Annotated in this window: 15 protein-coding genes; 5 read left to right on the plus strand and 10 right to left on the minus strand. The window is 71.2% G+C overall.

Annotated elements, in window-relative coordinates; genetic code table 11:
• Positions 1-32: 32 nt before the first annotated feature.
• The 9 genes from CW362_RS05995 to CW362_RS06035 all read right to left on the minus strand — a co-directional run bounded on the left by CW362_RS05995 (position 33) and on the right by CW362_RS06035 (position 5545).
• Positions 33-278 carry a hypothetical protein gene (locus CW362_RS05995; RefSeq protein ID WP_103548302.1) on the minus strand — a complete coding sequence of 82 codons (246 nt, stop codon included), beginning with the start codon at positions 276-278 and terminating at the stop codon, positions 33-35.
• Positions 275-973: a hypothetical protein gene (locus CW362_RS06000; RefSeq protein WP_103548303.1), complete on the minus strand. Its 699-nt coding sequence runs from the start codon at positions 971-973 to the stop codon at positions 275-277. Before CW362_RS06000 ends, CW362_RS05995 begins: the two co-directional genes overlap by 4 nt.
• A 55-nt stretch (positions 974-1028) precedes the next feature.
• Positions 1029-1388: a toxin-antitoxin system YwqK family antitoxin gene (locus tag CW362_RS06005; protein ID WP_103548304.1), complete on the minus strand. Its 360-nt coding sequence runs from the start codon at positions 1386-1388 to the stop codon at positions 1029-1031.
• 55 nt (positions 1389-1443) lie between these two features.
• Complete coding sequence (locus CW362_RS06010; protein ID WP_103548305.1) at positions 1444-1650, minus strand: DUF397 domain-containing protein; 207 nt, start codon at positions 1648-1650, stop codon at positions 1444-1446.
• An 8-nt stretch (positions 1651-1658) separates the two neighbouring features.
• Positions 1659-2510, minus strand: coding sequence for a helix-turn-helix domain-containing protein (locus tag CW362_RS06015; RefSeq protein WP_103548306.1), 852 nt, complete (start codon positions 2508-2510; stop codon positions 1659-1661).
• A 389-nt stretch (positions 2511-2899) separates the two neighbouring features.
• Positions 2900-3247 carry a DUF6086 family protein gene (locus tag CW362_RS06020; RefSeq protein WP_162683976.1) on the minus strand — a complete coding sequence of 116 codons (348 nt, stop codon included), beginning with the start codon at positions 3245-3247 and terminating at the stop codon, positions 2900-2902.
• Positions 3248-3282: 35 nt separating this feature from the next.
• Positions 3283-3774, minus strand: a complete 492-nt coding sequence (locus tag CW362_RS06025) for a SitI3 family protein (RefSeq protein ID WP_103548308.1) — start codon at positions 3772-3774, stop codon at positions 3283-3285.
• A 20-nt stretch (positions 3775-3794) separates the two neighbouring features.
• Positions 3795-5228: a CdiA C-terminal domain-containing protein gene (locus CW362_RS06030; protein ID WP_103548309.1), complete on the minus strand. Its 1434-nt coding sequence runs from the start codon at positions 5226-5228 to the stop codon at positions 3795-3797.
• Complete coding sequence (locus CW362_RS06035; protein ID WP_103548310.1) at positions 5225-5545, minus strand: hypothetical protein; 321 nt, start codon at positions 5543-5545, stop codon at positions 5225-5227. The genes CW362_RS06030 and CW362_RS06035 overlap by 4 nt, the downstream gene beginning before the upstream one ends.
• 394 nt (positions 5546-5939) lie before the next feature.
• Here CW362_RS06035 and CW362_RS06040 point away from each other — a divergent pair, with 394 nt between their 5' ends.
• The 4 genes from CW362_RS06040 (at position 5940) to CW362_RS06055 (ending at position 11777) form a co-directional block, all read left to right on the plus strand.
• Entirely contained in the window at positions 5940-8969 is a 3030-nt protein-coding gene (locus tag CW362_RS06040) for a bacterial transcriptional activator domain-containing protein (RefSeq protein WP_103548311.1), read from the plus strand.
• A gap of 173 nt (positions 8970-9142) precedes the next feature.
• A complete protein-coding gene (locus CW362_RS06045) occupies positions 9143-9880 on the plus strand; it encodes a prepilin peptidase (RefSeq protein WP_103548312.1) in 738 nt (245 codons plus the stop codon).
• A gap of 90 nt (positions 9881-9970) precedes the next feature.
• Positions 9971-11170: a cyclic dehypoxanthinyl futalosine synthase gene (gene mqnC / locus CW362_RS06050; protein WP_103548313.1), complete on the plus strand. Its 1200-nt coding sequence runs from the start codon at positions 9971-9973 to the stop codon at positions 11168-11170.
• A gap of 7 nt (positions 11171-11177) precedes the next feature.
• Positions 11178-11777: a hypothetical protein gene (locus CW362_RS06055; RefSeq protein WP_103548314.1), complete on the plus strand. Its 600-nt coding sequence runs from the start codon at positions 11178-11180 to the stop codon at positions 11775-11777.
• Between the two features lie 80 nt (positions 11778-11857).
• Here the strand turns inward: CW362_RS06055 and CW362_RS06060 are convergent, their stop codons facing one another.
• Positions 11858-12895, minus strand: a complete 1038-nt coding sequence (locus CW362_RS06060; RefSeq protein ID WP_103548315.1) for a chitinase — start codon at positions 12893-12895, stop codon at positions 11858-11860.
• 318 nt (positions 12896-13213) lie between these two features.
• On the opposite strand from CW362_RS06060, the gene CW362_RS06065 reads away from it, so the two are divergent.
• Positions 13214-13630, plus strand: a complete 417-nt coding sequence (locus tag CW362_RS06065) for a hypothetical protein (RefSeq protein ID WP_103548316.1) — start codon at positions 13214-13216, stop codon at positions 13628-13630.
• Positions 13631-13642: the final 12 nt, after the last annotated feature.

The raw sequence follows: 13642 nt of genomic DNA on the forward strand, positions 1-13642 counted from the left end.
CCGTTCCCCCTCCTGGAGTCCTGATGTGCCGGTCAGGCGAACCGGAACGTGCCGGTGACCGCGCCGAAGATGTCGTGGAAGGCCGCGGCCAGGTCGAGCACCGGGCTGGTTCCGGAGACGAGAACGACCTTGTCGGTGGTTCCCGGGACCGGGATGCACGTCTGGGGCAGCACCATGCGGAGGGTGCGGATGCCGAACTCCCACCAGGACTCCGGGACGGACGGGGAGAAACCCGGGAACAGGCCGGGGGCCTCCGGAGGCGCGGGGCTTTCGATCACGCGTCCTCCTCGTCGAAGGTGACGGGGGTGTACGTCTTCGCGTGGGCGGCGAGAAACGTGCGGGCTTCCTCGGGAAAGGGAAGGGGCGCCAGGGCCACGTAGTCGATGAGATTCTTCGGCGCGTAGTAGTCGACGAAACGGTATTCCACACGGGCCAGTTCGGTCGTGTCCGCGTACCGGTGGGCCACCCCGAGTGCTTCCAGGAGGTCGGAAAGTCCGTACGTTCCGACCTCGTCCCCGAGGTCGACGGGAAGCCGGTAACGGGTCACCTCGGAAGCCGAGACCGGAATTTCGTCCGAGCCGATGGCCCGGAGCTGGGCCAGACCGAAGCCGAACCACGGACCGGTCTTGCTCACGAGCATCCAGCGATCGGCCTTCCCGCTCTGGAAGATGTCGCACTCGTCGCCCGAGAAGACGGGAAACATACTCAGGCCCATCCTGGTGAGCGGCGGGTGGGACTTCTCCAGGCCGGAGATCTCCTCGTGCCCGGCTTGAACGAGGTGGACGAATTCCGCGTGGAACGCCTCCCGTTCCTCCGATCGCTCGAGGCACGAGAAGTGGAGATTCCCGTCGAGGAAGGAGGGGGAGTCGGACCACTGGTCCCGAAGCAGGCGGTATCCGATGATCTCCCCGGAATGCCCGTCGACCGGGGGAGCCGCCTCGCCGCAGATCTGGCAAAGGTTGATGTCGGGCACGGCTCTCCTGGCGGTGGTCGGTCCGATGGGAGGGGACGATGGTCTGGGCGCGGCTTCAGGCGTCGAAGGTCCGGTCGTCGATGAGCTCACCGCTCTCCGACCACTTCTTGATCGAACGAACCGTCCCGCGCGCGCCGTACTCCTTCTCGACGGCGAGCCGGCCGTTCTGGTGCCAGTCCCGCCACCGGCCGTACGGAATTCCTCGCCGGCACTGGCCTTCCGCCCTGTCCGTTCCGTCCGAATACCATGCGCGGGCGGGGCCGTCCTCCAGGCCCTCGGCGTAGGTGGTCACGGCGACCACCTGCCCTGTCCGGGGATCCGTTTCGACGGTTTCTCCGGTGAACGGCCGACCTTGACGGATCAGTGACTGGTCGATTCCCACGTCCAGTTCGGGATCGTCGACGTCGATGCGCATCAGTGGGTGACTCCCGGGACGAGACCTGTGGACGAAGCCGCGAAACCCGGAGGCACTACCGCCGCCGGGGTGCGGCGACCGTTCCGGTGCGTATGGCGCGGAGGAGGTGGTCGACCGGGGCCGGGGTGGTGCTGAGGACGACACCGGGGTCGTCGGATTCGCGGAGGTGCAGGGCGGCAGCGGTCGAGGCGAGCTCGACGCAGGCGTTTCCTTCGCCGCCGCCGGAGAAGGAGGACTTCTGCCAGGTGTAGGGGGTGCTCATGCCGCGCCTCACAGTTCCTTTGTCAGCCGGTGGATGAAGTCGCGCGACCGCTCGGGCTCGAACGACACGCTCCTCACCTTACGGAACAGCGATCTGAGACGGTCGAGTTGAGCTTCCGAATCGATGAACGCCGTGCCGTACGGAGCATCGCGCACGAAGGTGTCCAGGCGGGGAACGGCGCCACCCATGTGCACCATGGCGCTGCCGGCCCCGGCGAATCCGTCGAGGTCGTAGGGAATGACCCGCACGGTCACGTGGTCGGCCTCGGAGAGCTCCAGGATCCTGCCCAGCTGCACCCGAGTGGCCGCTCGGTCGCCGACCCTGATCCGCAGCGCCGACTCGTGGATCACCGTCTCGTACGGAATCGTCCTCGGCCCTTCCAGGATCGTGCGACGTCGCATCCTGTGCCGCACCCATGACTCCAGCTGATCCGGGCGCAGTTCAGGAGTCGTGAACGAGAACAGCGCGCGGGCGTAGTCCTCGGTCTGGAGGAGCCCGGGTACGTGGAGGAAGTCGACGTCGCGGCGGAACGTGGCGTGGTGCTCCAGCTCCGCGAGGTCCAGGAAGGGCGCGGGGAGGATTCCGCGGTACTCCTCCCACCAGCCGCGGGTGCGATCCGTGGCCAGTGCTGCCAGGCCGTCGATCAAAGCCTCGTCGAGGCAGGCGTAGTGGGCGGCGAGGCGGCGAAGGCGTGCTTCGCTGACACCCGACAGTCCGGACTCGACATGGGTCATCTGGGACGAGTTCACTCCGAGGAGCGCGGCTGTCTCCCGCGCCGTCATGCCTGCCGACTCGCGCATCCTGCGCAGCTCCGCGCCCAGGCGCAGTTGTCGAGCGGTGGGGTGGTTCCGCAGCGGCATCGACGGCTCCTTCACTGCAACTCGGCGCTCTGGGTGCCTCGTTCGGGTGTCAGGCTACGGCAACGGATTGTGCTGCCTCGATTTTGAGGTCTGCGTTCGGTGACGCGAAGGTCGCTCTGTGGCGTCCGGAGACCCGGAAGCGCGCCACTCCGTCCTGCCGTGACGGCTGTGACACCGCCACCGCACCCGCGGCCGGCCATCGACTCCCCCCATCGGAAACGGGGTTCACCCGTGCCCGAAGGGGCCCGCGGCCCTGCGCCTGCACCGGCGGGACGGGGTGCCGCGGATCGGTGCCCGGGACGCGAGCCCGCTGCCACTCCCGTACGGCGGGCGGGGCGCGGCCGACGCGGAAGCCGGCCGGGGTCTCGTCCTGGTCCGCCCCGCGCTCCTCAGACGGGCATGGCCCGGGCGTGCTGGTCCCGGAGCGCCGCCCAGGCCAGTTCCTGGGCCGGGCCGGGCATGGCGGGAGCGGGGTGGCCGGCCCTGTCGATGAGCACCAGGGCCGTGGCGATGAAACCGAGGCTCAGGGAACGGAGGATTCCCTGGTCCGACGCGGTGAATCGGGCTACGGCCACTTCGGAGAGCTTCCGGAAGCGTTCGAAATCCACGACGCATTCACCGGCTGCGAGTGGTCCCACTCCCGAGTCCGTCCGATAGATCCCCGAGAAGACGTCCGAACTGCCCTTGAAGGCGTGGGCGACCTCGGCGTCAGGGCACCAGATGTCGCGTCCGGGCATGTCGCTCGAGTGGAACCTGAACTTCACTGGAGAACTCAATCCATGTCCATGGTGTGGGTCTCCCGGCGATAGGGCCGGGGCGCGAGAGCGAGCCGATCCGCCGGCCAGAGATCGTCCCGTTCGTTGAGGCTCAGTTCGCCGTTCTTGCGGAGCAGCCAGACGACCTCGAACTGGTAGTGCAGTACGGCGTCGCCCTCGATCCGGTCCAGCAGGGGTGCGATCAGGCGGATCATGTCGTTCTGCTGGTCCGAGGTGTCTGCCTCCTTGCCCATGCGGAAGCCGACGCCGACCGTCGGAGCGAACCCGAGATTCGTGACGACGGGGTCCCACGGCTGGGGTGGCCGCTGCTGGAGCACGCTGACGCACGTCTCACGACGGGTGTACGCGAAAACTCCCCTCTCCGTCAGTCGCTCCCCCGTGATCGATTCGTCGAACACGCCGGATTCCCTGCCGATCTCGGCGAGCCAGGATGCGACCTCGGATGCGGGTGACCGTGTCGCGATGTCGAGGTCATATTCGATTGCCATGCGGAAAGATCCCTTGATTCCTACGGATAGAGGTGAACTATGTTGCCCTCGCGATCGATGACCATCACCTCCTTCAAGCCCTCCTTGGGCCAACTGTGGAACTGCTGTCGAAGAGCGCCCAGATCGGCTCCGCTGTCTCCGAGGTTCAGGACGACGCGCTCCGTCTGTCCCTTGTCGACCTTCTTCTCCACGGCCCGCCAGATGGAGCGGGGGTTGTCGGAGGTGGGGGCGTAGTTGTCGAATATCTTTCCTTCGACACGGAAGTCGGGTTTGGTTCCGTTGGGCATCTTCCCGGGAGACTGTTCGACGTCGTACCCCTGCCGGGCCAAGGTTTCGGCCGAGTGCACTTCCCGGCCTTTCGCGCGTATCGTCTCGGCGTCGTCGTTCTTGCTGAGGGATTCCGGATTCCCGCGAGGCTGGGCATGGGGGTCCGCCTCGCCCGACGGCTTGGTCCGGTCGACCTTGGCCGCCGTGTCCCAGTCGCCGCCCCCGCCCCCGCCCGAGCCGTCGGACGTCATGTCGACCCGGTCGGGCCCCATCGCGTCGTTCATGATGCCGGCCGCGCCGGCGCCCGCGATCGAGAGCCCGGCGGCGATCTGGGCCGCGGCCGCGACGTTGATGGGAATCCCGAGAGCCGCTCCGATCCCGGTCGCGTCCAGCAGGATGCCGCCGACTTCCTCACCGGCCCCCAGCGCCGCCAGGCCGAGCCCTCCGAGCACGGCCAGCGTCGATGGGAGATCGTCCACCATGGCCTTGCCGATGGAGGCGAGGTCCGAGACGAGGACCTCACCCGCCTCCGTCAGCGCCTCTCCGACCTCGGAGGCGACGGAGTCCACGGCATCGCCGAACTTGTCCCATCGGGAATCGTGCATCCCGTCGTGGGTGATGGCGCGGTGGATGATCGCGGCAGCCCGGTCCGCGGCGTCGTCACGAACGCGCTCGGCCTCCCGCAGCAGGGCCTTCGCGTCATCGAGGTCACCCGCGGCGGCGTCCCGTTTCTTCTTCAGCCGCACCAGTTCGGGATCGTCGTCCTTGGTGTGCGGCGGAAGGTTCCCGATGCCCGTGACCGCCGACCGGTGGTCGGCGTCCGCGTCCTTGGCCGCTTTCAACGCCTTGTCGGCCAGCTGCTGGGCGTGCTCGAGGGCCGAGGCCCAGTCGCCCGTGCTGCCGGGGCGGACGCGCGTGCCCATCGCGCTCGCGGCCTTGTCGTAGCGGTGGTAGGCCTTCCGCAGGGGTTTGATCGTGTCCTGCGCCGTGTCGCGGAAGGAGTCGGCCGCCTTGGACTTCCAGGACTCGACACCGCTCAGCGCCTCGACGTCGCCCGCTTCGCGCTGGATGTCGTTCGCCATCTCGCGGAGCGACTGTCCGAGCAGCGCGATCGCATCCGGGTCCCCCGGAACCGGATCGCCGTCCTCACCCAGTACGGACCACTCGTGGGCCGGTGGACGGCTCACGAGGGCCCCGGACCCTGTTCGGTCTTCGCGTCCTGCCGGCGCAGGGCGGCGGCGAGTTCCGCGTCGATGGCGTCGTAGCTCTTGGCCGCTTCCCAGGTGATCGTGCCGAGCGTCTCGATCTGCTCGGCCAGGTCCTTGCGGTGGATCTTCCAATTGCTGGCGAATTCGTCGAACGCGTCGACGATGCGCTGGTTTCCCAGTTCTGCCGGCGAGAAGTCCTCGGCCGGGTTGGCTCGGTCGGTGAAGGAGTGGTAGATCCGCTGCAACGCGCGAGAACACTCGCGTATGCGCTGTGTGTCCGCCTTCAGATCGCTCATCGACGCCCCGTGGTCCGACGCGCGGTTCCGTCTGCGCGCACTCTGTGTTCATGCCAACCTTGTGACTCTATGCGAGCCCGGTTCGGCCCGGGTATAGCCGAATTCAACGGCAGGCAAAGGGCGCTGTGCTCGATCGGAAGCGTCGCACCCCAACAGGCCTGTCGCGCACGGTGCGTGAAGGCGGTCCCGCGGACGGTGTGAGAGCGGTGGGGGTCAACGGGGGAGGCGGGTGCCGGGGGTGAAGAGGCAACTCGGTCGTGCCGGACGGTCGGTGAGGAGACAGGCGGGGTGGGGGCGATGTCCCCTGCCGGGCCTTCGACACCCTCTTTAGACTCTCAGTAGGCTCGGTTCACCCCGAACCGACATCTTCCCCATACGACCCCAGGACACCGCCATGGCGCGACGCACCAACTCCAGTCCGACGGGCGGCTCGCCGGGTCCGAGGAATCGGACGCCGCAGCCCCTGCCCCGGCGTCGTCGGACGTTCGGGGACTTCGTGAAGGCGTTCGGGGCGCTCGTCGCCCTGCTGGTGCTGCTCGTCGGCGTGCCCGGCGCGCTGGTGGCGGTCGTGGGCTGGCCGCTGCCGCACGGGACGCCCTCGCTGGACTGGCTCCAGCAGGAGATCACCGTCGGCACGTTCCTCCACGTCCTGACGGTCCTCGTGTGGCTCGCGTGGGCGCAGTTCGCCGCGTGCGTCCTCGTCGAGATGAAGGCCGCGCTCTCGGGCGTCGGGCTGCCGAACCGCGTGCCGGGCGCCGGGCCGAGCCAGTTGCTCGCCCGTCAGCTCGTCGCGGCGCTCCTGCTCGTCGGCGCGGCCGCCGCGAGCTTCGCACCGGGCCTGTCCCAGCTCGGCCAGGGCCTGGAGGGCAGCCGGCACGGCTCCGTCGCCGCCGCCCGGCACACGCCGGGCGGGCTGCTCGGGCAGCAGCAGGAGCGGACCGCCGCCGACGCCGCCGCGGCGGTCGCCGAGCAGGCCGACGCCGCCTCCCGGGCCGCCTCCCGGCCGGACGGCGGAGCCTCCGCCCGGCACGGCGACACGAAGTACTACCGGATCCAGCCCCCCGAGGGCCGTCACCACGACTCCCTCTGGGAGATCGCGCAGCGCCACCTCGGCGACGGGCGCCGGTACAAGGAGATCTACGAGCTCAACAAGGACCGTACGCAGCCCGACGGGTCCAAGCTGTCCGAGGCCAGCCTCATCCGGCCCGGCTGGATCATGGAGATGCCCGGCGACGCCCACGGCGGCGAGCTCGTCGAGATGCCCGACGCGAAGCCCGGGATCCCGGAGCAGGTCCAGCAGCAGATCCACGACTACGCGAAGACCGGCGACCACCGGCAGGCCGACGGCGAGCAGGGCGGCGGCGCCGGGCGGCAGAGCGGCCGGAACGACCAGGTCGACCGGGACACCGGGCACTTCCGCGTGCCCCAGCAGCGCGCCGGCGGCGACCACGGCCAGGAGCGCGGGCGCGCCTCCGCCGAGGAGGCCTCCGTGGACTCCCACCACGGACAGGGATCGCACGCGGCCTCCGACGGGAGCGGCTTCGGGCTGCCCGAGGCCCTCGTCGGCGCGCCCCTCCTCGCCGCGGGCCTCCTCGGCGCCCTCGGCCGGCGCCGCCGCCAGGCCCTGTGGCAGTCGGCGCTCGGCGCCGTCGGCGAACGGCGCGGCACGGAGCCGCCGGTTCCCACCGGATCCGCCGCGGACGCCCAGGACGCGCTGCTCGTCGGCGCCGACCCCGAGGGCGTACGCCTCCTCGACCTGTCGCTGCGCGGACTCGCCGCCGCCCTCGCCGCCGAGTCGCGCCCGCTGCCGACCGTCTACGCGGCCTGGCTCGGCGGCAACGGCGATCTGCACCTCCAGCTCGCCCAGCCGGCCGGCAAGCCGCCCGCGCCGTGGCAGCTCGGCCAGGACCAGACGTTCTGGATGCTGGCGCGCGCGGACGCCGAGCGGTACGAGGAGACCGACACCGCCGCCCCCTACCCGGGCCTCGTCAGCCTCGGCACCATGGACGACTCACGGCTCCTGCTCAACCTGGAGGCCGTGCCCGGCATCGTCTCCCTGAGCGGAAGCGCGGCCGACCGCGCGGGCGTCTTCGCCTCCGTCGCCGCCGAACTGGCCACCAACGGCTGGTCGGACCGCATGACGATCACCCTCGTCGGCTTCGGCGAGGACCTGACCCCGCTCGCGCCCAACCGGCTGCGCCACCTCGACGACGTCGAGGCGCTCATGGAGACCATGGAGGCCGAGACGCGGCAGCGGCGCGGAGCGCTGGGCGCCGCCGGACACGACTCCGTGCTCACCGGCCGCACCGGGCCCGCCCAGCACACCCGTTGGGCCCCGCACCTCGTCCTCCTCGCCGCCGAACCGTCCTCCGCCGACGCCCTCAGGCTCGCCGAACTCGCCTCCGACGCGGCACGGTTGGGGATCGGCTGTCTCGTCGGCACCGAGTCCGGCGAACTGCCGGGCGCCGCCTGGGAGATGGAGATCACCGGCGAGGGCAAGCTGCTCGCACCCCTCCTCGGCCTCGAACTCGACGCGCAGATGCTGCCGGTCGCCCAGCAGCGGGCGGTCGTCGAACTCTTCGTGGAGGCGGACCCGGAGGGCGGGCCCGACGGACCGAACGACTCCCCGCCGTTCCTCGTCGACGTCAGCGAGCAGGGCCGGCCCGCCGTGTACGCCCGGCTCGTCGGCGCGTACGAGATCATCGGCCTGGAGACGCCCGAGGGCGAACGCAGTCCGCTGCTGCACGAGGCGCTGGCGCTGCTCCTGCTGCACCGCGAAGGGGTGCACCCGCGCGTGCTGTCCTCCGCGCTGTGGCCGCGCGGTGTCACCGACGACGTGCGGGACGCGCTCGTCGAGCGGTTGCGCGGCTGGCTCGGCGACGACCCCGACGGCACGCCCCGTCTCGGCACCGACGCGACCGGACGGCTCACGCTCGCCAAGTCCGTCGTCTCCGACCTGGACGTGCTGCGCTCCCTCTACCACGAGGCGACGCAGGGCAAGGGCGTCGACAGCCGGGTGGTCCGCGGGCGGCTGCTCACCGACGCGCTCGTCCTCGTCCGCGGTCCGCTGCTCGCCGACCGTCCCGAGGGGCGTTACGGCTGGCTCACCCACGAGATCATCGACGCCCGGCTGCCGCTGCTCGTGGCGGACATCGGCCTCGCGCTCTCCGCGTTCCACCTGGAGAAGGGCCGGGCGGAGAAGGCGATCGAGGCGCTGAACGCGTCGATGAACTCGGCGCCGACGGACGAGCGGCTGTGGAACGAACTGCTGCGCGCGACCCACGCGACGGGGGACGAGGACGAGGTGAAGCGGCTCGCCGCGGACCTGGTGGCCCGCAGCGGGGCGCGGGGGCTGCCGCCCCGGACGGAGGCGCTGCTCGACGAGCTGCTGCCGACCTGGCGGAGCGGCGCGGCGGTGGGCTGACACCCCCGCCCCGGCCGCCGGACCCGTCCCGGTGGCCGGACCCGTGTCGGCCCCGGTCGAATCCGTACCGGCGGCCAGCCGTACCCGTACCGGCCGGCCGCAACCGGCGGCCGCGGGGCGGGCGTCGTGACCGTCGCCGTGTTTGTCGTACCGGACTCGTCCTGGGGGAAAGCGTGGATCTCGACCTCTGGCTCACCGTCGTCGCCGCGCTCTGGGGCGCGGCGGCGGGGTTCCTGGTGCCCCGGCCCGCGTACCGCCTCGCCGTCGACCCGGACGAGCCGTGGCGGGACCGCTGTCCCGAGGGGCAGCCGATCACCGGGGCCGCGCGCGGGTGGCTGGGGCCCGCCCGTTCCCCGGGCGGAATCCGTTACGGCCCGAGCGTCCTCCTCGTCCCGCCGGTCACCGCCCTGCTCTGCGCCGGGCTCGCCCTCGCGACCGGTACGCGTCCGGAGCTGGGGGTCTGGCTGCTGCTGGCGCCGCTCGGCGTCCTGCTCGCCGTGGTGGACTTCCGGGTCCAGCGGCTGCCGGACGCGCTGACCCTGCCGCTCGCGGCGGCGGCGCTGCTGCTGCTCGGGGTGGCCGCCGCGCTGCCCGAGCACGCGGGGGAGTGGCCGACGGCGCTGTTCGGGGCGCTCGCGCTCGGGGGCGCGTACTTCGTGCTGTTCCTCGTCAACCCGAACGGCATGGGCTTCGGCGACGTGAAACTGGCCCTCGGCCTCGGCGCGGTGCTCGGCTGGTACGGGTGGAGCGTGGTCGTCCTCGGGACCTTCGCCGGGTTCCTGTTCGGCGGGCTGTACGGGGCGGCGCTGGTGATCGCGCGGCGCGCGGGGCGCAGGACGTCGATCCCGTTCGGGCCGTTCCTGATCGCGGGGGCCTACGTGGGACTTCTGATCGGGGCCTACGCGGCCTGACGCGGCCGGCGGGCCTGGCGTCGGCCGGTGCGGTGGCCTGGCGTAGGGTGGTTGAGTCTGTCCACAACCCTTACGAAAGGGACGCTCCCGGTGACCGAGAAGGCCGACCTTCAGTCCGTGCTGGACCGTGCCGCCGAGGGTGGGCGGATCACCCCGGAAGAGGCGCTCGTCCTCTACCGCGACGCCCCGCTGCACGCGCTCGGCGCCGCCGCCGACGCCGTACGCCGCCACAGGTACGCGGGTACCGAGCACATCGCGACGTACATCATCGAGCGCAACATCAACTACACGAACGTGTGCGTCACGGCGTGCAAGTTCTGCGCCTTCTACGCGGCCCCCAAGGACACCGCCAAGGGCTGGACGCGCGACCTCGACGACATCCTGCGCCGCTGCGCGGAGACCGTCGAGCTCGGCGGGACGCAGATCATGTTCCAGGGCGGGCACCACCCGGACTACGGCGTCGAGTACTACGAGAAGCACTTCGCCGCGATCAAGGGCGCGTACCCCGAGCTGGTCATCCACTCCCTCGGCGCCTCCGAGGTCGAGCACATGGCCCGGATCTCCAAGGTGAGCGTCGAGGAGGCCATCCAGCGGATCCACGCCGCCGGTCTCGACTCGTTCGCCGGCGCCGGCGCCGAGCTGCTCCCCGCCCGCCCGCGCAAGGCGATCGCCCCGCTCAAGGAGAGCGGCGAGCGGTGGCTGGAGATCATGGAGATCGCCCACGGGCTGGGCGTCGAGTCGACGTCCACCATGCTCATGGGCACCGGCGAGACCAACGCCGAGCGCATCGAGCACCTGCGGATGATCCGCGACGTGCAGGACCGTACGGGCGGCTTCCGCGCCTTCATCCCGTACACCTACCAGCCCGAGAACAACCACCTGAAGGGCCGTACGCAGGCGACGCTCTTCGAGTACCTGCGGATGATCGCGATCGCCCGCCTCTTCCTCGACAACGTGGCCCACATCCAGGGCTCCTGGCTGACCACCGGCAAGGAGGTCGGCCAGCTCTCCCTGCACTACGGCGCGGACGACCTCGGCTCGATCATGCTGGAGGAGAACGTCGTCTCCTCCGCCGGCGCCAAGCACCGCTCCAACCGCCTGGAGATCATCGACCTGATCCGCAAGGCGGACCGCGTCCCGGCCCAGCGGACCACGACGTACGAGCACATCGTCGTCCACGACGACCCGGCGCACGACCCGGTCGACGAGCGCGTCATGTCCCACATCTCCTCGACGGCGATCGAGGGCGGCACGGCGCATCCCGAGCTGAAGCTGCTGGCCTCCAACTAGCCGCGCCGTGCTGACACTTCACGTCGCCGAACAGTCGCCCGGGACGGCGGTCCTGGTCGACGGGGCGGCCGTCGCCGCCGTCGGCCCGTACGAGGAACTGGCCGCCGTCCGCCCGACCGCGAGGGTGCGGCGCTGGCCCGGGATCCTGACGCCGGGCCTGCTGAACCCGTACGGTCCGGAGCTCCTGGAAGCCACGTACCACCCGGACCCGCGTGAGGCCGACGCCCTCGGCACCGAGCCCATCGGAGGGGAGCGGGCCCGGGCGATCTTCCGGGCCGACCCCGCGCGCCTCGGCGCGAGCGCCCGGCGCGGGGTCCAGCGGATGCTGGCGCACGGGACGGTGGCGGTGGCCGGGGAGCTGCGGTCGCGCGCGGTGGTCGACGCGGTGCGCAGGTCCGGGCTCGCGGTGGGCCGGCGGCCGGACCGGCTGCCGGGTCCGGCGGCGCTGTCCCCGGTCCCGCTGGTCCTGCTGCCGGGGCTGGTTCCGGGCGGTCCCGCCCGGTTCGCCGTGTTCGACGTCGCGGACCGCGCCGAACTGGTGCGGCGCGGTGCGGGGACCTGTGTGGCGACCGTGATCGGCGGACGACTGGTGTACCGCGGCCGCTGATCACGGCACGCGGTGTCGGTTCGGCCGGTGGAGGTCTTCGGGTGTGCCCCGGGTCCGGTTTGACGGCACGTGGTGTCGGCTCAGCCCGCGAACGCCTTCGCGAACGCCCCCGCGCTCTGCTTCACCCCGCTGCAGTCGGTCGCCGCGTCGCCCGCCGTGGCGCTGCCCTTCTCGCACTGCCGGTCCCGGAACGTCGACCACATCGACACCCAGGCCACCCCCTTCTCCTCGGCGAACTCCCGTACCTGTGCCGCGTCCGCGAGCCCGAACGTCTCGTTGTCCACGTCGTTGACGCCGATCATCGAGGTGAGCGCGAGCCCCTGCCAGGCGTCGGCGCCCGACAGCCCGAACACCTTCTTCAGCTGGTCGTGGGCCTTCTCGGCGGACGTGATCGCGTAGTCGCCCATGTCGCCGGCGTACGAACTGCCGTAGTTCATGGTCATGATGTTGACCGTGGAGACGTCCACGGAGTGGTCGTTGGCGGACTCCAGGAGGGCGAGGCCCTCGGCGTCGAGTCCGGACGGCATCACGGGCAGGGTGAAGGACACCGTCAGCCCGGGGCGCTTCCGCTGGAGCAGCGCGATGGCCTCGGAGCGCAGCGCGACCGAGTCGGAGTCACCCAACTGGCCGCCCTCGACGTCGAAGTCGGCCTGGGTGGAGCCGGCGGCGTCCAGCGCCGCGCCGTAGGCCGCGGCGAGGTCGGCCGCGCTGTCGCACGTCGACGCCAGTTCCTTGCCGGACGCGCCGCCGAACGACACCCGCACCCGCGCGCCGGACTTCCCGAGCGCCGATATCCGGGACTTCACGGCCGTGTCGCCGATCGCGTACGCGCCGTCCCACGTCGGGGTGCAGTCGCTGCCGTCCGAGATCACGAAGGCCAGGTTGTAGGCGGTCGGCGATCCCGTCGAGTCGGTGGCGGCGGCGGTCGTGGCGCTCACGTACGGGGCGTACGAGGTGGTCGACGAGCCCGTCGTGCCCGGGTCCGCCGACGCGGCGGCGGCCGTCGTCCGGCCGGGGCGCGCGGACGCCGCGTCCGAGGCGCCGCCCGAGGAGCACCCCGCGCAGGCCAGGGCCACCAGACAGAGAACCCCCGCGGTCGGCTTCAGGAAACTCCGCATCGTGCGCGCACCCGCTCTCGTGATGTCTCGTGATGTCTGTCTCAGGACGGAAACAAACGGCCGTTTCCCGACTGGAAATGTGTCACACCCGGAGCGGATTGCCGAACGGGGATCACGCATGGAAATCGCGAGAGGAAATCCCGACAAACGGGGTGTTGCGGGCTCTGAAATGGCGCATTTCCCTCATGTCCATCGGGCCCGGGGCGCGCGGGCATTTCTTGATTCTCATAGAGAAACTACAGGTTGAGGCGCCCCTCATGGGTCGCTCACACGGAATCCGGAGTTTCTGACACATAAACGCGTCCTACCGTCCGGGGAATGCAATCCGAGTCCGCCATCGAAAACCGTGTCCACGTGCGTGGCCGCCGCCGCAAGCGCGGCGGCGGGGCCACGGACGGCCCCGTGTTCGTCGACAACTCCGGGCGCAGAGCCCGCCTGCTGAGCAGAATCGGCATGCTCGTCGGCGTCGGCTGCCTCGGTTACGCGGTCGTGCTCGGCATGGCCTTCATGGGCTGGGGCACCTCGTTGACGCCGTCCTCGCTCCTCCCCTTCGACGGCGGCCGGGCCGGATCGGCGCCCGGCGGGGGCCCCGGCGGACGGCAGAGCGGTGTCACGCCCAGCGGCGCCCCGGGCCAGGGACCCACCGGTGCCCCGCCCTCGGATCCACCCACCGGGGCCGCGGCCTCCTCCGCCACGACTACCGCCGGGGCGTCAGCCGCCACCGGCACCGGCTGACGGGGGCGCGGA

It is taken from the genome of Streptomyces populi (genome assembly GCF_002911015.1).
GTDB classification, from domain to species: Bacteria; Actinomycetota; Actinomycetes; order Streptomycetales; family Streptomycetaceae; genus Streptomyces; species Streptomyces populi.